The 18,512-nt window shown below is 54.7% G+C and carries 19 protein-coding genes; 3 read left to right on the forward strand and 16 right to left on the reverse strand.

The window, feature by feature from the left end; genetic code table 11:
• Positions 1 to 51 precede the first annotated feature (51 nt).
• Entirely contained in the window at positions 52 to 2,427 is a 2,376-nt protein-coding gene (gene ppsA / locus YERSI8AC_RS12925) for a phosphoenolpyruvate synthase (RefSeq protein ID WP_159177933.1), read from the reverse strand.
• A gap of 256 nt (positions 2,428 to 2,683) precedes the next feature.
• Between ppsA and ppsR the strand changes: the two genes are divergently transcribed.
• Positions 2,684 to 3,517 carry a posphoenolpyruvate synthetase regulatory kinase/phosphorylase PpsR gene (ppsR, locus tag YERSI8AC_RS12930; RefSeq protein ID WP_022523255.1) on the forward strand — a complete coding sequence of 278 codons (834 nt, stop codon included), beginning with the start codon at positions 2,684 to 2,686 and terminating at the stop codon, positions 3,515 to 3,517.
• A gap of 40 nt (positions 3,518 to 3,557) precedes the next feature.
• Here ppsR and YERSI8AC_RS12935 read toward each other — a convergent pair whose 3' ends face one another.
• The 4 genes from YERSI8AC_RS12935 to YERSI8AC_RS12950 form a co-directional block, all read right to left on the reverse strand.
• Positions 3,558 to 4,136 (reverse strand): hypoxanthine-guanine phosphoribosyltransferase, encoded by a 579-nt coding sequence (locus YERSI8AC_RS12935; RefSeq protein WP_009286922.1) that lies wholly within the window; start codon positions 4,134 to 4,136, stop codon positions 3,558 to 3,560.
• Positions 4,137 to 4,222: 86 nt separating this feature from the next.
• Entirely contained in the window at positions 4,223 to 5,260 is a 1,038-nt protein-coding gene (nagZ, locus tag YERSI8AC_RS12940) for a beta-N-acetylhexosaminidase (RefSeq protein WP_022523254.1), read from the reverse strand.
• A gap of 63 nt (positions 5,261 to 5,323) precedes the next feature.
• Complete coding sequence (locus tag YERSI8AC_RS12945; protein ID WP_022523253.1) at positions 5,324 to 5,860, reverse strand: L,D-transpeptidase; 537 nt, start codon at positions 5,858 to 5,860, stop codon at positions 5,324 to 5,326.
• Positions 5,838 to 6,530, reverse strand: coding sequence for a TetR/AcrR family transcriptional regulator (locus tag YERSI8AC_RS12950; RefSeq protein WP_022523252.1), 693 nt, complete (start codon positions 6,528 to 6,530; stop codon positions 5,838 to 5,840). Before YERSI8AC_RS12950 ends, YERSI8AC_RS12945 begins: the two co-directional genes overlap by 23 nt.
• Positions 6,531 to 6,797: 267 nt before the next feature.
• Between YERSI8AC_RS12950 and lexA the strand changes: the two genes are divergently transcribed.
• Entirely contained in the window at positions 6,798 to 7,478 is a 681-nt protein-coding gene (lexA, locus tag YERSI8AC_RS12955) for a transcriptional repressor LexA (RefSeq protein ID WP_022523251.1), read from the forward strand.
• 8 nt (positions 7,479 to 7,486) lie between these two features.
• Here lexA and YERSI8AC_RS12960 read toward each other — a convergent pair whose 3' ends face one another.
• Positions 7,487 to 8,158, reverse strand: a complete 672-nt coding sequence (locus YERSI8AC_RS12960) for an energy-coupling factor ABC transporter permease (RefSeq protein ID WP_159176851.1) — start codon at positions 8,156 to 8,158, stop codon at positions 7,487 to 7,489.
• Positions 8,159 to 8,197: 39 nt separating this feature from the next.
• The gene (gene purU / locus YERSI8AC_RS12965; RefSeq protein ID WP_159176852.1) at positions 8,198 to 9,052 is read right to left on the reverse strand and encodes a formyltetrahydrofolate deformylase; all 855 of its coding nucleotides are present in this window, start codon (positions 9,050 to 9,052) and stop codon (positions 8,198 to 8,200) included.
• Between the two features lie 230 nt (positions 9,053 to 9,282).
• On the opposite strand from purU, the gene YERSI8AC_RS12970 reads away from it, so the two are divergent.
• Positions 9,283 to 10,893, forward strand: coding sequence for a ribonuclease J (locus YERSI8AC_RS12970; protein WP_159176853.1), 1,611 nt, complete (start codon positions 9,283 to 9,285; stop codon positions 10,891 to 10,893).
• Between the two features lie 217 nt (positions 10,894 to 11,110).
• Here YERSI8AC_RS12970 and moaE read toward each other — a convergent pair whose 3' ends face one another.
• The 9 genes from moaE to YERSI8AC_RS13015 form a co-directional block, all read right to left on the reverse strand.
• Entirely contained in the window at positions 11,111 to 11,578 is a 468-nt protein-coding gene (gene moaE / locus YERSI8AC_RS12975; RefSeq protein WP_268892482.1) for a molybdopterin synthase catalytic subunit MoaE, read from the reverse strand.
• Positions 11,579 to 11,580: 2 nt separating this feature from the next.
• Positions 11,581 to 12,378 carry a cyclic pyranopterin monophosphate synthase MoaC gene (gene moaC, locus YERSI8AC_RS12980; protein ID WP_159176854.1) on the reverse strand — a complete coding sequence of 266 codons (798 nt, stop codon included), beginning with the start codon at positions 12,376 to 12,378 and terminating at the stop codon, positions 11,581 to 11,583.
• A gap of 4 nt (positions 12,379 to 12,382) precedes the next feature.
• Positions 12,383 to 12,976, reverse strand: a complete 594-nt coding sequence (gene mobB / locus YERSI8AC_RS12985; RefSeq protein WP_138801489.1) for a molybdopterin-guanine dinucleotide biosynthesis protein B — start codon at positions 12,974 to 12,976, stop codon at positions 12,383 to 12,385.
• 70 nt (positions 12,977 to 13,046) lie between these two features.
• Positions 13,047 to 14,279 carry a uracil-xanthine permease family protein gene (locus YERSI8AC_RS12990; protein ID WP_138801490.1) on the reverse strand — a complete coding sequence of 411 codons (1,233 nt, stop codon included), beginning with the start codon at positions 14,277 to 14,279 and terminating at the stop codon, positions 13,047 to 13,049.
• A 353-nt stretch (positions 14,280 to 14,632) separates the two neighbouring features.
• Entirely contained in the window at positions 14,633 to 15,262 is a 630-nt protein-coding gene (gene upp / locus YERSI8AC_RS12995; protein WP_009286930.1) for a uracil phosphoribosyltransferase, read from the reverse strand.
• Between the two features lie 95 nt (positions 15,263 to 15,357).
• Complete coding sequence (gene ung, locus YERSI8AC_RS13000; protein ID WP_009286931.1) at positions 15,358 to 16,041, reverse strand: uracil-DNA glycosylase; 684 nt, start codon at positions 16,039 to 16,041, stop codon at positions 15,358 to 15,360.
• Between the two features lie 2 nt (positions 16,042 to 16,043).
• Entirely contained in the window at positions 16,044 to 16,523 is a 480-nt protein-coding gene (gene gpt, locus YERSI8AC_RS13005; RefSeq protein WP_009286932.1) for a xanthine phosphoribosyltransferase, read from the reverse strand.
• A 6-nt stretch (positions 16,524 to 16,529) separates the two neighbouring features.
• Positions 16,530 to 17,075 (reverse strand): adenine phosphoribosyltransferase, encoded by a 546-nt coding sequence (locus YERSI8AC_RS13010; protein WP_022523244.1) that lies wholly within the window; start codon positions 17,073 to 17,075, stop codon positions 16,530 to 16,532.
• 39 nt (positions 17,076 to 17,114) lie between these two features.
• On the reverse strand, positions 17,115 to 18,413 hold the full coding sequence (locus tag YERSI8AC_RS13015; protein WP_009286934.1) for an NCS2 family permease: 1,299 nt from the start codon (positions 18,411 to 18,413) through the stop codon (positions 17,115 to 17,117).
• Positions 18,414 to 18,512 lie beyond the last annotated feature (99 nt).

The following is an 18,512-nucleotide window of genomic DNA, read 5'->3' on the forward strand; positions in this document are numbered from 1 at the left end:
CAGCGACGCCCGGCACAATGGCCGGGCGTAAATTAGTTAAAATAAATATAACTACTCGATTTTTTGCCCTGCCAGCATAAACCAGGTTTCCAGCACCGCATCGGGGTTGAGTGATACAGAATCGATACCCTGCTCCATCAACCATTTAGCCAAGTCAGGATGGTCTGACGGCCCCTGTCCGCAGATACCAACATATTTGCCCTTCGCCTTACAGGCTTGGATGGCCATGGCCAGGAGCTTTTTAACCGCCCCATTACGCTCGTCAAACAGATGCGCCACGATGCCGGAATCACGATCCAACCCTAACGTTAGCTGGGTCAGGTCGTTTGAGCCAATGGAGAAACCATCAAAATACTCCAGAAACTCATCGGCCAGCAGTGCATTGGCGGGCAGCTCGCACATCATAATCACTTTAAGCCCTGTGGGGCCGCCACGTTCGAGGCCATTAGCCGCCAACAGCTCTACCACCTCACGTGCTTCGTCGGTGGTACGCACAAAGGGCACCATGATTTCGATATTCTCGAAGCCCATCTCTTCACGCACCCGCTTGAGCGCTCGGCACTCGAGTTCAAAGCAGGGCCTGAACGCCTCTGAAATGTAGCGCGATGCCCCCCGGAAACCGAGCATGGGGTTCTCTTCCCCCGGCTCATAGAGTTTGCCGCCAATCAGGTTTTCGTATTCGTTGGACTTAAAGTCGGACAGCCGCACGATGACGCGCTGGGGATGAAACGCTGCCGCTAGCGTGGAGATACCTTCAACCAGTTTATCGACATAGAAGCTGACCGGGTCGGTGTAACCCGCAGTACGTAAATCGATCACCTGCTGTAAATCAACCGGCAGCGTGTCGTACTCCAACAGCGCTTTAGGGTGGACGCCGATCATGCGGTTAATGATAAATTCCAAACGCGCTAAACCCACGCCTGCGTGAGGCAGACTGGCAAACCCAAAGGCGCGGTCAGGGTTGCCCACATTCATCATAATTTTAAAGGGGATTTCCGGCATCGCATCGACGCTGGAGACTTTGCAATCAAACTCCAACAACCCTTCATACACATTGCCGGTATCGCCTTCCGCACAAGAAACCGTGACATCGATACCCTCTTTTAACTGGGTAGTCGCATCACCACAGCCAACGACAGCGGGAATACCCAACTCACGGGCGATAATCGCTGCATGACAGGTACGCCCACCGCGATTGGTGACGATCGCGGAAGCACGTTTCATGATCGGCTCCCAATCCGGGTCGGTCATATCGGTGACCAGGATATCGCCATCATGGATCTTATCCATGTCATCAGGGCTGAGCACGACTTTGACGGTACCCCGGCCAATACGTTGACCAATCGCTCGGCCGGTTATTAACGTACGACCCTTTTCACGCAGCTGGAAGCGCTCGAGTTTACCGCCCTCCTGCTGAGAGACCACCGTTTCAGGACGCGCCTGGACGATGTAAAGCCGACCATCATCGCCATCCAACGCCCACTCAATATCCATGGGCCGCTGGTAGTGCTGCTCGATAGTCATCGCCTGTCGGGCCAGATCCATCACTTGCTGATCGTTGATACAGAAGCGGCCGCGGTCGGCATGGGGCACATCGACGGTCTCAACCGATTTACCGGCGCTGGCATCCTGCCCATAAACCATCTTGATCAGCTTGGAACCTAAATTACGGCGCAGCACCGCCGGGCGGCCCGCCGCCAGGGTCGGCTTGTGCACGTAGAACTCGTCGGGATTGACTGCACCCTGCACCACGGTTTCGCCCAAGCCCCAGGAGCCAGTGACAAAAACGGCGTCTTTAAAGCCGGATTCGGTGTCCAGGGTAAACATAACGCCTGCCGCACCGGTCTCTGAACGCACCATTTTCTGAACGCCCGCCGACAAGGCAACATTTTCGTGGGCGTAGCCACGGTGCACTCGGTAGGAGATCGCACGATCGTTAAACAGCGAGGCAAAAACCTCGTGCACTGCACGCTTGATATTGTCGAAGCCTTCGATATTCAGGAAGGTTTCCTGTTGGCCTGCAAAGGAAGCGTCGGGTAGATCTTCCGCGGTGGCTGAGCTGCGCACGGCTACTTTCAGTTGCGGGTGCTGTTGCTGCAGCTGGCCGTAGGCATCGCGCAGGGCCGATTCAAAGGTAGGAGGTAGCGGCGTATCGATGATCCATTGGCGTATATTGCGGCCCGCCTCAGCCAGCGCTTTAACGTCATCGACGTCCAGACGGGCCAGGGTGGCATTAATGCGCTCGTTTAATCCTTCGTGGGAGAGAAATTCACGATAAGCGTGGGCGGTGGTGGCAAAACCGCCAGGAACCGTCACGCCAGCACCGGACAGGTTAGAAATCATTTCACCCAGCGAGGCGTTTTTACCACCTACGCGTTCGACGTCCGCCATGCCCAGCTGATCGAACCACAGAATGTACTCTTCCACGTAACCCCCTCGCTCATAGATATCTGCATGACCTTGACGATCATGGATAATTGATTGGGACACCCTAGCACCACGCCAATATATTCGCCATTGGTCTAATAGCGAAGAGAGTGGAGGATTTTTACAACAGCAGGGCTTTTTGGGCTATTTATGTAGTCAGATACATTTGAGCCCGCCAAAACGCCCAATGATGACACGTTGTGCTGACAAACAGCTCGGCTCACAATAGCCGTATCACTCACCCGTGGACTTAGTTATGAAACGTACGGCTTTTTTTATTTCAGATGGTACCGGCATCACGGCGGAAAGTTTAGGACGTAGCTTGCTGGCCCAGTTCAGCGATGTTGAGATCGATATGCAGACCAAGCCCTATATCGATACGTTGGAAAAAGCGCAGGCGTTAGCAGCGATTATTGAGTCGACAGCCAACCGGGATGGTCATCGCCCCATTATCATTGACACCATTGTGGATCAACAAATACGCGACGTTATTCGTAAGGCGTCCGGCTTTAAGGTCGATATTTTTTCCACCTTTCTGGAGCCCTTAGAGCAAGAACTAGAGACCCACTCCTCCTACAGCGTTGGGCGCACTCACTCGATAGGCAGCGATGATGTCTACATGGATCGTATCCACTCCGTCCACTTCGCGCTGGATAATGATGACGGTGCACGCACCCACCAATACGATAAAGCGGATATCATCCTGGTTGGCGTCTCGCGCTGCGGCAAAACACCTACCTCGCTTTATCTGGCGCTGCAGTTTGGCATTCGGGCGGCTAACTACCCGCTGACGGAAGACGATTTAGACGAAGATGGCATGCTGAAGCTACCCAAGGCGCTCGTGCCCCATCGGCAAAAGCTGTTTGGGTTAACCATCGATGCGCGACGCTTGTCGGCAATTCGCAACGAGAGACGCCCCAATAGCCGCTATAGCTCGATGGATCAGTGCCTACAAGAAGTGGAACAGGCCGAGTCGCTCTACCGCACCATGCACATTCCCTTCATCGATGCGACACGCTTCTCGGTGGAGGAGATTTCAACGCGGATGATTGCTGAAACCGGCTTAGCGAGGCGTTTCTCGCCCCGCTAATGTAAAAACTACTACAAAAACTACGCAAGCCCCCAGTGGATTACATGCCTTTGGGGGCAAAAATTCCCGGCGCGTTGCGCCAGTAGCCTTTGTAATCCATACCAAAGCCAAACACATAACGGTCGGCAACTTCCAGGCTGCAGTAGTCGGCTTTCAACCCAGGCACTGCTTTGCGGTTGTGCTGTTTATCGACCAACACCGCGGTGGTAACGCTGGCGGCCTGGGCCTCTTCGCAGTAAGCCAAAATGGCCGCCAGGGTCGCCCCCTCATCCAGGATATCGTCAACAATCACTACGTGACGGCCCGCCATGGGCACTTCAGGGGAAACGCGCCAAAAAAGCTCACCGCCGCGCAGCTCGTTGCGGTAACGAGTGGCATGCAAATAATCTACTTCCAACGGAAAGCCCAAGCGGGTAAGCAGATGACCGGTGGTAATCAAGCCACCATTCATTACGCAGTAAAAAACCGGCAGTTTATCGCCTAAATCCCGAGTAATCTCTTCCGCCATACGATCCAGCGCCCGCTCTACCTCTTGCTGAGAAATTAGGCAGTCGGCGTTATCCATCAGCTCACGCATCGAGTCCAGCGACTCTAATGCTTCTTTATCCAACTTTGACATCTACCAACTCCACGGCGGGTTAAAACTTCATTTATTTAAGTAAGAGATTTATTCAGCGCTGGGCTTACTCTGCTTCCGCACTGGGCTTACTCGGCTTCCGCGCTGAACTGGGGCTTATCCGCTAGCGCTTCCAGCTTAGCGTGAGTACGACGCCAACGGCCCAATGCACTCAGCGCATCTAGGTCTGGGCGCGCACGGCTATAGCGCAACTTAGCGGGGCGCTTAGAATTGATTCCGTGGCATGCCTCCATCACTTCAAGCGCGGAGGCTCGGTCATTACATACCAGCAGCATATCGCAGCCTGCTGCCAGCGCTGCCTGGGCACGCGCTTTGGGGTCTCCCGCCTCGTGGGCGCCGGCCATACTCAGGTCATCTGAAAAAATGCAGCCTTTGAAGCCTAGCGATTCCCGCAGCATGCCCAACCAGTTGGGTGAAAAGCCTGCTGGGCGCGTATCAAAAGCACTATAAATAACGTGTGCGGGCATAATCCCATCTAACTGTGAAGCTAACTGGGTAAAGGGCACAAGATCGTGCTGTTTCATCACTTCTAGCGGGCGATCGTCTATCGGCAATGCAACGTGTGAGTCCGCCGCGACACCACCGTGGCCGGGAAAGTGCTTACCCACAGCGGCCATACCGGCATCGTGAAGCCCCTGAATAAATGCATTGCCCAGCTGGGCTACGTGCTGTGGGTCACTGCTGAAACTACGATCACCAATAACGCTGGATAGACCGCTCTCCACATCAAGTACCGGGGCGAAGCTCAGATCCAGACCGCAGGCAGCCATCTCCATCCCTAACAACCAGCCGGCATCTTTAGCTAACGCCAGCCCCTCTCCCTGGGCAGCGCGGTAACACTCGCCGATACGCGCCATGGCAGGCAGGCGTGTTAACCCCTCTTTTATGCGCTGAACGCGACCGCCTTCTTGATCCACGGCAAGCAGTAAATCAGCACGCACACGGCGAATATCGCTGCAGAGCTTGCGAACCTGATAGCCATTTTCAACGTTGCGGGCAAACAAAATTACGCCCCCTACCGTCGGTTCTAGCAGCAAGCGTTTTTCTGCAGCCGTCAATTTTGGGCCTTCAAGGTCAAGCATGACCGGGCCTAACGGTTGAGTCATCGTGATAGGTCCATGAAAAGGGGCGATGATTCTAGACGATCGTCTAGCGGTGTCAAAATCTGATCAGTCAAAGGACTGGCGTCCACCGTGCAACCAAACAGGGGTGCCCGGCAACGCTAACGAAAAGATATAGAGCAAATCACTATTGCGTAAACGAATACAGCCGTGGGACGCAGCAACGCCCATGGGCTCGTCAGGCGGCGTCCCGTGCAGGTAAATATAGCGCCGTTGCGAGTCCACCTGACCACCGCGGTTCACGCCCTTTTCCAAGCCACACAGCCACAGTATGCGGGTCAGAATCCAGTCACGCTCTGGATGCTCTTCGGCGAGTTCGGGCGAAAATGTCTCGCCCGTCCAGCGGCGACCTCGAAACACCGCATTTTCGGGCATATCACCGCCAATGGCCGCGCGCACATAGTGCCACCCGCGGGGGGTTTTACCACTGCCGTTGCGCTCCCCGCTTCCGGCAGCACCGGATGAAATAGAACACTCATGGAGCACTTTTGGCCCTCGCCAACAGCGCAGCAACTGTTCGGTAGTATCGATCTCCAGCCAGATATGTTCCGTTGGAGGTAGCTCAGCTAGCGTAGGAGTTCGCATGTTTTCCTTCTTCTGGCTTGGCACCGTCAAGGGCTATGGGTAACGGCGCATTCATAGCAGCCACCACTACCGGGAGCAATCGCCTGACCAAATCACGCACAGAGACCTGCTCGTGGTAATCCTTCTCCGCGATATCGCGTAGCGCATCGAGGCCAGACAGGGTAAAGATTACCGTGCCGAGCACAAAGTGTAGCCGCCAAAAACGCTCGGCGTCAGGCAGATCCGGCGTTGCTTTGCGCACAAGCTCGGTGAAGCGTGTAAACACATCGCCATACTCTTCCTGGATATAACGTCTTAGATGTCCCTGTGCTTGACTGTAGGCAAGACCCAGCAGGCGCATAAACACTTTCAAACTATTGCGCTCGGCGGGCACCGCGAGAACGGTAGTTGCCATGGTCTCGAGCAGTGTTTCCAGCGGGATAACGCGCCCGGCGTGTTGGCCCTCGAGCTCATCTAGAGCAGTATGAAAGCGCTGACTAAACGGATCCAGGTAGCGGGCAAAAACGGCCTGAATCAAGGCTTTTTTGGAACCAAAATGGTAATTAACAGCGGCTAAGTTAACCCGCGCTTTGCTAGTGATGTTGCGCAGCGAAGTTTCAGCAAAACCCCGCTCTGCAAACAGCACCTCGGCGGTGTCGAGTATACGGGTCACCGTATCAGATTGAGCCATGTCGCTCTCCAGGGAAACAGGTGTTTAAAACATAGCAAAATACTATGCCATAACGTAGGCGGGCTCAACGCTTGATTTATTGACAAAATGTGACGTATTAAATAAGCAGAAACTTAGTTTCAAACGATTAGAAAAATTGCATAGACATCGGCAATAGGCACTGACAAGCCATATACTGGACAGAGGAACATACTGTATACTTAAACACTTATTGATTAAGTCGACATTTAACTTGTTACTGTCTATTCACTATTTATGGAGTCTGGTATGTCGCGTCCGCTAACCGCTCGCCAACAGCACGTGTTTGATTTTATCGTTAAGACCATGGGCGAATTTGGCTACCCTCCTACCCGCGCCGAGATTGCCAAAGCACTTGGCTTCCGCTCACCCAATGCGGCTGAAGAGCACCTGCGCGCGCTGGAACGCAAAGGTGTTATTCGCATTATCCGCAACACCTCTCGCGGCATCCGCCTGCCCAACCAGGAACCTCAAGAAGTCCTGGATAGCGCAGTCACCGCCTTACCCACAACCAACGTGGAAGCCCCACCCACTGGCCTGCCTGTGATCGGGGAAGTAGCTGCCGGCAGCCCCATTTTGGCCGCCGAACATATTGATCGCTACTGCCCGCTACCGGCCGAGTACTTCACTCCCAAAGCTGACTATCTGCTGCGCGTACGCGGCCTTTCCATGAAGGATATTGGCATTTTGGAAGGTGATTTACTGGCGGTTCATCGCACTGACCGGGTTCGCGATGGCCAGATCGTGGTTGCCCGCCTGGACGATGAAGTAACGGTTAAACGCTTCAAACGCCAGGGGCATCAAGTGACGCTGTTTGCAGAGAACCCTGATTTTGCGCCCATTGAAATCGACCTGCGCTCTCAAGCGCTCGATATTGAAGGCGTTGGAGTCGGCGTAATTCGTGGTGGCAACGGCCAGGCACTCGGCTAACAAATCCGCTACTGCAGGTCGATATAGCGGTGGTCATTGAAGGTGGCCACCCAGTTTGGGTGATAGACCAGCAGGATGCTCAGCAGCATGCCAGTAATAAATGCCTCTGAAGGCATTAGCAGTGGTAAAAAACGCGCATACTCCTGGGCGAGATAGATCGCCTCAGGGTCTGTACCCGCGACGATAATCAGCACTACCGCCGCCAAGCCTCCTCCCAGCGTTGCCAGCGCCGCGCCAAAAAAGCCGCAGGCAAACAGAAATACCATCAAGTTATCCGGCAGGCGGCGATCTACCAGCCGCCATACCGTGCCAATAACGGCCGCCGGGACGATCCCGGTAACCAGCACATTTGCCCCCAGCAACATCCACTCATTGCGGCCAATCACCACCATGGCAATGTTGATCAGCACGTTGCTAATCAGCGCTAATGGCGCTTTAAAAACGAGTGTCATCAATACTGTAAAAACAAGGTGTAGCGTTAGCCAATCAACAGCCTGGGCACGAAGCTGCCACATCAGCATCACCGCCAGCGTAGCACCCAGCCAGCGGTGCTGAAGCGCTGAATCCGCTATCAACACCTGCCAGGGACGCCCCCAAAGCGCCCATGCGATCACTGCTAACGAGAGTAGCCAGGTGAGCAGCAGCGCCCAGGGCGATAATACACTTTGCGCAAATGACATGGCGGCCTCTCAGGTTGATGGGCGGGCATTATAGAGTACTTAGCTAAATACCACTGTCTTGTTGCCATGCACCAACACACGATCCTCTAAGTGCCAACGCAAACCGCGAGCGAGCACGGCTTTCTCCACATCACGACCAAAGCGGACTAGATCAGTAGGCGTATGACAGTGGCTAACGCGATGGATATCCTGTTCGATGATGGGGCCTGCGTCGAGTTCCTCGGTCACATAGTGGCAGGTAGCGCCAATCAGCTTAACCCCCCGCTGGTAGGCCTGGTGGTAGGGCTTAGCCCCGGCAAAAGAGGGCAAAAAGCTGTGGTGAATATTGATCACTCGCCCCGCATAGCGCGCGCACAGCTCAGGGGGCAGTATTTGCATATAGCGCGCCAGCACCACGCAGTCGGCGCGGGCACTGTCGATTTCGGCCTGAACCTTGGCAAACGATGCTTGCTTATTGTCGGGGTCGACCGGTACATGGTGATAAGGAATACCGTACCACTCCGTCAGCGAACGCATATCATCATGGTTGGAGATAACCCCGACAATGTCGCAATCCAGTTCCCCCGCCTGCCAGCGGTAAAGTAGATCTACCAAGCAATGTGACTCCCGCGACACCATCAGCACTACGCGCCTACGCTGCTGGGTATCCACCAGCGACCACTGCATATTGAATTCGCTGGCTATCGGTTCAAATGCCGCACGCAGCGCTTCCGCCGACATACCTACCGAATCCGCCAGAATTTCGTAGCGCATAAAAAAGCAGCCGGTTTCTAAATCGGAGTGCTGGCTGGCTTCGGTAATGGAGCCGCCCTGCTGGGCAATAAAGCTCGATACCCGTGCAACAATACCCACCCGGTCAGGACAGGAAACCACTAAACGATAATAATGAGACATGTGAGCTACTCTTGACCTATTGCTAAGTTAATTATGACAAACCAGCGGCTTAGGTCGCATAGTGTATCGGAAGGCCATGGATGATTGTTAGCTGCCCCTGCCTTCCCGTATAGTTAAGTCACTACTTTTTAGGTTTTTCATAACAGATGCATTCACCACGCGTTCAAATTCGTCCCCGTCGTCGTCCACCGCTGCGCATGTTGCCGCTGGGGGGATGCGGTGAGATTGGAATGAATCTAACGCTATACGGCTATGACGATCACTGGATAGCCGTGGACTGCGGCATGATGATCCGCCAGGATCTTCCCAACTCGCCGCTGCAGGTACCCAATCTTGATACGCCGAAAGCACTAGGGATCGTGCCCAAAGCGCTATTTATCACCCATGGTCACGAAGACCACATTGGTGCCGCAGCCTGGCTATGGCCGATGTGGAACTGCCCCATTTACGCCACACCGCTGGCGGCGGACCTGTTGCGGCTAAAATTTGCCGAGCATCAGCTTAGCAGTACGGCTATCCATGTCATTGAACCTGGCGAGGCCCTAGAGAGCGGGCCATTCACGCTGCGCTATTTACTTTTAACCCACTCGATTCCCGAAAGCTGTGCGCTAATAATGATGGCCGGTGGCTATCGCGTTTTACATACCGGCGACTGGAAACTCGACCCTGAACCGATTATCGGCACGCCGATCAGTGCAGCCCTCTTCAAGGCGCTTGCCCCGGTTGACTTGGTAGTGGGCGATTCCACTAACGCCCCCATGCCCGGGCACTCCGGCAGCGAGGGGGACGTCGCCCGCGCCCTGACAAAAACCCTCGGCAACTGCCAGGGCCGGGTGGTGGTCTCCTGCTTTGCCAGTAACCTTGCCCGGGTGTTAGCGATAGGGCGCGCCGCTCAGAAGTGTGGCCGACGCATTAGCTTGATGGGCCGTTCAATGGAGCGCATGGTCAGCGTTGCCCGGGGGCTCGGCTATATGGATGATTTACCGCCGCTGGTGCCCAATCATGACCTAGGCTATCTCCCCCCGGATGAAGTGGTGATTATCGCCACCGGCAGCCAGGGCGAGCCCCGTGCTGCGCTACAGCGTCTCGCCCAGGGTCGCCACCCTTTTGTGGATCTTCAGCCGGGCGATAACGTTATTTTTTCGGCTAAAGCCATTCCTGGCAATGAACGCCCCATTGAGCAGCTTAAAAAGCGTTTGGCGCATTTAGGTGTCAACCTCTACGACGAGTTCAACCACCCTGAGCTGCACGCTACCGGGCACCCCGCCCAGGATGAACTGATCAAGCTGTATCAGTGGGTCAGGCCAAAACATCTCATACCGGTGCATGGCGAAGCACGCCATCAGCAGGCTCATCAGACTATTGCCAAACAGCTAGGCATTAGCGCTCCATTGGCGCCGGTGAACGGCGATCTAATTTGCTTTGACAGTCACGGGCTGCGCTGTGAGTCGCGCTATCCGCAGCCGCCCTGCATAGTCAGTCAAAACAGCGTGGTGCCCCATCCTGGTCTTGACGTGCACGACGCCAACAAGGCCCGTCGCGGTAGCTTATACTTAGCGCTGCCAGTGACGGCGACTGACACTGGATGGGCGCGTATTGGCCGTTTGATGCTGGATGCCTCGGGGGCCAGCCCGCTGGATGAAGATAGCTTTAATGATTGGCTGGATGATCAGCTTGAGGAGATTGCAGCAGAGACGCTTGCCGACTTGCGCCAAGCATTACAGCCTCGCATGGTTCAGTGGCTGGCGGAGCATATGCAGCACCTTCCCGACGTGCATCTACAGATTATGGCCGCCGAAATGCCAGAACCTGCTGCGTATGAAAGTGCCGCTAACCGTTAGAGCGGCATCATTCAACGACGGCTATAAAACCCAGATTGCTTCACTGCGTTCGCAATAACAGTTTCGTGTCACTGCGAGGAGCCTTCTTATTATGTCATTGCGAGGAGCGCAGCGACGCGGCAATCTCAACCAGCGGTGGCGCCTACCCCCGAGATTGCTTCACTGCGTTCGCAATGACAGTTTCGTGTCAGTGCAACGAGCACAGTGACGCGGCACTTCACTCCCACCGCGCTGCGTCCTGTTGATCAGAGTGACGCTCTTTGACCCAATACTCGCCCTGGGCAGAGTGCTCTTTCTTCCAGAAAGGCGCCTGGGTTTTCAGGCAATCCATAATAAAATCGCAGGCTTCGAACGCCTCACGCCGGTGTGCGCTGGCTACGAGTACGCGCACAATCGGATCGCCTGGTCCCAGGTAACCGACACGATGAATAATCCGCACCGCTTGGAGCGACCAGCGCTGCCAAGCCTGTTCACCGATCTCCGTCAGCGTACGCTCGGTCATTCCCGGATAGTGTTCCAGCGTTAACCCTGTGACGTCCGGCGTTTCATTAAAATCACGCACTAAGCCGGTAAAACACACCACCGCGCCAATATCACTACGCCCCGCCAAGGCATCGTCATAGCCGTAGTCCATTGGAAACGGGGCTGCTTGAATCGTTACTTTAATATCCAGCTTATTATCCACCCTCACCCCCCTGTTACTGGCGGGAAAAACGCCACTTCGTCATCATCGGTCACTAACGCCTCGTCATTGGCCATGACCTGATTAATCGCACACAGCGTACGCCGGTCGGTGAGTTGTTTAAAGCGACTATCCTGCTCGGCCAGCGCGGCTTTTAATCCACTAATGTCGCGGCTAGCCAGTTGATCGAGGCTCACGACGGTCTCACTTTCGCCTACCCGCTCGCGCAGTTCGGCTAAAAACTTAACCCGCACACAGGGTGAAGGGCAGCGCTCCCCCAAGCTGACTTCTCCGGCTACGCCGTCACCGGTAACAATCGGCGCCTGGGTGCTCATACGTTGGTAGTCGCCACGCTGACCACCTTGCTTGCTCTCGAGTTGTATAGCCTCGATACGCATACCTTTATCGACCGCTTTGCACATATCGTAAAGCGTCAAACAGGCTACCGAGACAGCGGTAAGGGCTTCCATTTCGACCCCGGTGCGTCCATTCAAGCGACACAGCGAGGTCACATGAACGCAGGATTCGGCCACATCAATATCGAACTCAACAGAAACCTTGGAGAGCGCCAGTGAGTGACAGAGAGGAATCAGCTCATGAGTACGTTTGGCCGCCTGGATACCAGCGATACGCGCGGTGGCCAACACATCGCCCTTGGGCAGTTCACCCTCGCTAAGTAATTTCAGCGTTTCAGGCTGCATTATAATGCGCCCGGAGGCGACTGCTTCGCGGCGGGTTTCCAGCTTATCGCCGACGTCCACCATATTGGCTTCGCCACGGGTATTAAGGTGGGTCAGATGCATGTTGTCACCATTGCTGTTTTGAAGACATATGTTTTGAAGACGTATTTTTTGAAGACATCGTATCGTTTTTAGCGCTTAACCAGGTCACTACCCATTGTGCAACCGCTTCGCTATCGTCTAGATCTAACTGAGCCACCGAAGCCGCCAGGTCGATAGGCGGTGGCGCACTGAGAGCGACTGCCTCAACCCATCGGCCGGTTAAAATATCCACATCGCCAATCCCTTCGCGGTATAGCACCAGCTTGGGAATCGGCCAAGCCTTGAAGCCTTCGACAATCACCAGGTCAGGTTTGTGCGGCACCATCATGGCAATTAGCTGGGCTAAATCAGGCTCTTCCTGGTCAGGGGTTTCCTGCATCAGCGCAAAGCGCTGACGGGAAGCCACCAGTATCGGGGCGGCACCTGCGCTACGCAGCTTATAGCTATCCTTGCCGGGCTGGTCGACATCAAACGAGTGGTGAGCATGCTTGATGACAGCGACGCTCAAGCCATACTCCCTTAATCGTGGCAGCAGCTTTTCTAGCAGCGTCGTTTTTCCGGTACCGCTCCAGGCAGCAATCCCCAGTATGGGAAAAGGTGCGGTTAGTTCGTTTTCCATGCTGCCTAAACTCCTGATGATCACTCACGCTACCATTCTAACGATTCACACAGCGTTATAGAGGATGACTCTACTCGCCCTCTTGCTCACGGGGTAATAGCCAGTTCAACGCAATACCCACCAAAGCGGCCAGGCTAACGCCCTGCAGCGTAAACTGGCCTCCACCAAACTGCATGCCGCCAATCCCGAACACCAGTATCAGCGAAACCACGACCAAGTTGCGCGGCGCCGTCAGCGACTGTCCTGCACGTACCAGTGTGTTCATACCGACCACCGCAATGGAGCCAAACAACAGCGTCATTATACCGCCCATTACCGGGCCAGGAATGGTCTGCAGCAACGCGCCAAGCTTGGACACAAACGCCAGCACAATGGCAATAATCGCGGCAACAATCATGTACTTGGGATTAAATGCCCGAGTAAGCGTTACCGCTCCGGTGACTTCCGAGTAAGTAGTATTCGGCGGCCCGCCGAACAGCGCTGCTACGCTGGTCGCCAGCCCATCGCCTAACAGAGTTCGATGCAGGCCAGGCTTTTCCAGGTAGTTTTTGCGGGTCACCGAACCAATGGCCACCATATCACCAATGTGTTCTACCGCTGGGGCAATCGCGACCGGAATCATAAACAGAATGGCAGCCCAGTGAAAACTGGGTGCGGTAAAGCTGGGAATCGATAACCACGCCGCCTCATGCACTGGCGTAAAGTCGACTACCCCCATCAGCAACGCTAAAAAATAGCCGGTGATAATGCCCCCCATAATCGGCACTAGGCGAAGTAGCCCGCGACCAAAAACGGCCAACACAAGCGTGACTAGCAAGCTGGTCATTGATAAGAAAATCGCCGCGCCATAGCCGATATTGTCGCTGGTTTCACCGGTCGCCATGCTTACTGCCACCGGCGCCAGCGCCAGGCCAATCACCATAATCACCGGGCCCACCACCACAGCGGGCAGCAAGCGATGCAGCCAAGCGGTGCCTTTTAAGCGCACAACCTGAGAGATCGCCACATAGACCAGCCCCGCTGCCATTAGCCCGCCCATGGTTGCCGAAACGCCAAAGCTCGCCACAGAGCCTTGAATAGGCGCTATAAAGGCAAACGATGAGGCTAAAAACACCGGCACACTCTGCTTGGTGACCCCATGAAATACCAAGGTTCCCACCCCAGCCGTGAACAGCGCAACGCTTGGGTCGAGTCCTGTCAAAAGCGGTACTAACACCAAGGCGCCAAACGCCACAAATAGCATTTGTGCGCCGGTTAAAATGACTTTTGGCCACGACTCAGCCTGACTGGCAGCTTCACGCATAAGTGAATTCCTAGTGATTATTCGATTGTAGGTGTGCAAAAAAATGCCCCTGACGCCAGGGCCTGTTGACGTTTCACTCGCGGCCGCGCTGGAGCCCGTTTTTATTCGCGGCAAGGCAGGAGGAGAGAGGTTTGGTGGTTCCAAATGAACGACGACTAACGCCGCCGCGGATAAAAACGGGCCCAGCCCTTCGGGTTGCCCCACAAAGCGCGCCATACGGCGTTGCAAAACTTGAAAAGGGAACCACCCTTCCCTGCGTTTTGCGCCTTGTCTGGTGCGCTTTGTGGGGCAACGCGGTTCGCGATGAAACGTCAACAGGCCCTAAGCGTAAGGGGCAATGTCAATAACGATGCTTAGCGCGTTCCGAAAATCTTATCGCCAGCGTCACCTAATCCGGGGACAATGTAGCCATTTTCGTCGAGGCGGTCATCGATTGAGGCGGTGTAAATTTCAATATCGGGGTAAGCGTCCTGCACCCGCTTGATACCTTCAGGGGCCGCGACGAGCACGATCACCTTCATATGCTCACAGCCACGCTCACGCAGCATATCCAGTGTTGCGACCATCGAACCACCGGTGGCCAGCATGGGATCTATCACGATCGCCATGCGCTCTTCGATATCGTTGGCAAACTTGGCAAAGTAAGGCACCGGCTGTAGCGTCTCTTCATCGCGATAAAGACCTACAACGCTTACCCGCGCACTCGGGATTAGATCCGTTACGCCTTCCAGCATGCCGAGCCCGGCACGCAGAATCGGTACGACAGTGACTTTTTTACCTTTTAATCGGCGCGTTGCAATCGGCTCACCGTTCCATCCCTGGATTTCATGATCTTCCAGCTCAAGACCTTTAGTTGCTTCATAGGTCAGCAGCTTGGCGACTTCACCTGCCAGTTCACGAAAGCTCTTAGTGCTCAGGTCAACTTCGCGCATCAGACCCAGCTTATGTTGTACAAGCGGATGGTTAATGGCGTAAACACTCATGGGACTTCCTCACTGCAGGGGATTCAGAATGGCAACCAAGGTTGCATCAGCTAGGCACAAAATTGCGCGTATTCTACCCGCAACCACTTACGAGGTTAAGGGGTTTCAGGCAATTGCCATTCGATAGGTGCTCGCCCTTGCGCCTGAAGAAATTGATTGGCTTGGGAAAAATGCCGGGTACCAAAAAAGCCCCGATGCGCAGAGAGCGGTGATGGGTGCGGGGCTTCCAGTATTAAATGGCGCCTTTGGTCGATTAACGCCTTCTTCTGGCGCGCATGACTACCCCACAGCAGAAACACACACGGCGGCGCGTGCTGGCTGACGGTTTCAATCGCGCGGTCAGTGAAGGGCTCCCATCCCTTACCGCGATGAGATGCCGCATTGCCCTGCTCCACAGTCAGCGAAGTGTTTAACAACAACACGCCCTGCTTGGCCCATGCTTCCAGATGGCCGTGGCGCACGGGGGTAAAACCAACATCAGTGGCCAACTCCTTGTAGATATTGACCAGCGACGGTGGCACGGGTACGCCGGGCTGCACGGAAAAGCATAAACCGTGAGCCTGATTGGGCCCGTGATAGGGATCCTGGCCTAAAATAACCACCTTCACTTCGTTCAACGGGGTCAGTTCAAAGGCACGAAACCACTGCGTTGAGTGGGGATATATGATCTTCTTCGCAGCTTTTTGCTGCGCCAAAAAATCTTTTAGCGCCAGCATATAGTCAGCCTGAAACTCATTACCCAGCCACTGACTCCAATCGTCGGGAAGTGGATTGGCCATTATTACCTCTTCATTTGATCAACAAGCGGCTCAACGTATGCAACACCCATATCCCAGGGGAACTGAATCCAGCACTGCTGGGCAACTTCGGTCAGGTATTGATCCACCAAGGGACGACCATCCGGCTTGGCATAGATAGTCACAAAGTGAGCTTTAGGCAGCATTTTACGTACTGCCCGCGCTGTTTTGCCAGTATCCACCAAGTCATCGACCAGCAACCAACCTTCACCGTCATGATCGACGCCCTTCATGATATCCAGACCGCCCTGATCCATATGGTCATAGCTTTTAATACACACGGTATCGATCAGCCGGATATTAAGCTCCCGAGCAATCAGCGCGGCGGGAATTAAACCGCCGCGGGTAATCGCTACGATGCCTTTAAAATCACGCTCGATCATTTGATGGCATAGGGTGCGCACATCACGGTGCAACTGATCCCAGGAGACAGTGAAGTGTTGGTGGTAGCGATCGCTGCTCATGGGGCATTACTCGTCTTCGTTGAAAGAACAAACTGCGAATACACTGAAACCAGCATCGCGAATTTTCTGCGATCCGCCCAACTCAGGCAGATCAATAATGGTGGCGGTCTCAACCACCTGACCACCGCTGCGCTGAATGAGGTTGGCCGCGGCCAGCATGGTGCCGCCGGTGGCGATGAGGTCATCCATCAGCAGGATACGGTCATCTTTCTGGAACGCATCGGAGTGCAGCTCCACTTCTGAATGTCCGTACTCCAGCTTATAAGTCTCGCTGATGGTCTTGAAAGGCAGCTTGCCCTTCTTACGCACCGGTACAAAGCTGCAACCCAACTCATAAGCGAGCGGCGCACCAATAATAAAGCCACGCGCATCAATGGCCGCGATGGCATCCAGGTTCATTTCCTGATAGCGGTGAACGAAGCTATCGATCAGCTTGCGAAAGGCCGCGCTATTTTGCAGCAACGGGGTGATGTCGCGAAAGTTCACGCCCTGTTCAGGCCAATCGGGAACCGTGCGAATGACGGACTTAATGTAGTCGCCGTAGATGCTCATCGCGTCTCTCATTGAGTAATAAAAAGTGGTAATGATCAATCAAACCAAGAAAAGGTATCTTGTCGCAAACAGCAACGCCAAAATAATCACCGCCGGATTCAGGTCGGCAAAACGGCCCGACAACGCCTTGATCGCTACATAGCTAATAAAGCCAAGCGCAATACCTTCGGCAATCGAGAACGTCAGCGGCATCGCCAGGGCGGCAATCAGTACCGGCGCGGCGTCGGTGGGGTCTTCCCAGTTCGCGTGAGCCAAACTTCCTGCCATCAATACCGCCACATACAGAAGCGCACCTGCGGTAGCGTAGGCCGGAATAGAACCCGCCAGCGGAGCGAAGAACAGGCTGATCAGGAACAGAACACCAACCACTACCGCCGTTAACCCAGTACGGCCACCCGAAGCGATACCCGCCGTCGATTCAATGTAGCTTGTGGTGGTGGAAGTACCCAAGGCGGCACCCGCCATTGACGCGGTGCTGTCGGCCATCATGGCGCGACCAATGCGCGGTAACTTGCCATCCTTGTCCAACAGCTTGCCGCGGTGAGCAACGCCTACCAGGGTGCCGGAGGTATCAAATAGATCCACAAACAGGAAGGCAAAGATCACGCTAAGCATCGCCACATCCAGCGCGCCCATCAAATCCATCGCCATAAAGGTAGGTGCAATAGAGGGTGGCATCGACATCAGGCCCCCATACTCATTATGGCCGAGCACCATTGCAACAATAGTAATCCCCAAAATCCCGATCATGACGGCACCAGTCACTCGCAAGTAAGAGAGCGCGGTAATCACAAAGAAGCCCAGCAGCGCATAAATAGCCGCGGGTTGGGAAAGATCACCTAAGGAAACAAAGGTCGCGGGGTTGGCAACCACGATACCGGCGTTCTTAAGCGCTATCATTGCCAGGAAAAGGCCAATACCAGCGGCGATCCCCAACCGTAACGTCATAGGAATGGAGTTAATGATCCACTCGCGAATTTTAAAAATACTCAACAAGAAGAACGTTAGACCTGAGAAGAACACCGCCCCCAGCGCAGCTTCCCAGGTATAGCCCATCCCCAGCACCACGCCGTAGGTGAAAAAGGCATTCAAACCCATGCCTGGCGCCTGAGCTATCGGGTAGTTAGCCCACATCCCCATGACGAAACAGCCAATCGCTGCCGCTAGGCAAGTGGCGACGAACACTGCGCCGTAGTCCATCCCCGCTTCAGACAAAATGCTCGGGTTGACAAAGATGATATAGGCCATCGTCAGGAAGGTGGTGATCCCGGCGATAACTTCTGTCTTCACGTTGGTTTTGTGCTCGGAGAGCTTGAAATAGTTATCCAGAAGTTTCATGAATCTTTTTATCCTTAGCGCTAACACCGCATGAGTATGCGTTCTGGTGCTGAGAAAAGCCGCACATACTACCGAAACGCTCGCTGTGATGCGAGCGCC

It is taken from the genome of Halomonas sp. 113 (genome assembly GCF_904067645.1).
GTDB classification, from domain to species: domain Bacteria; phylum Pseudomonadota; class Gammaproteobacteria; order Pseudomonadales; family Halomonadaceae; genus Vreelandella; species Vreelandella titanicae.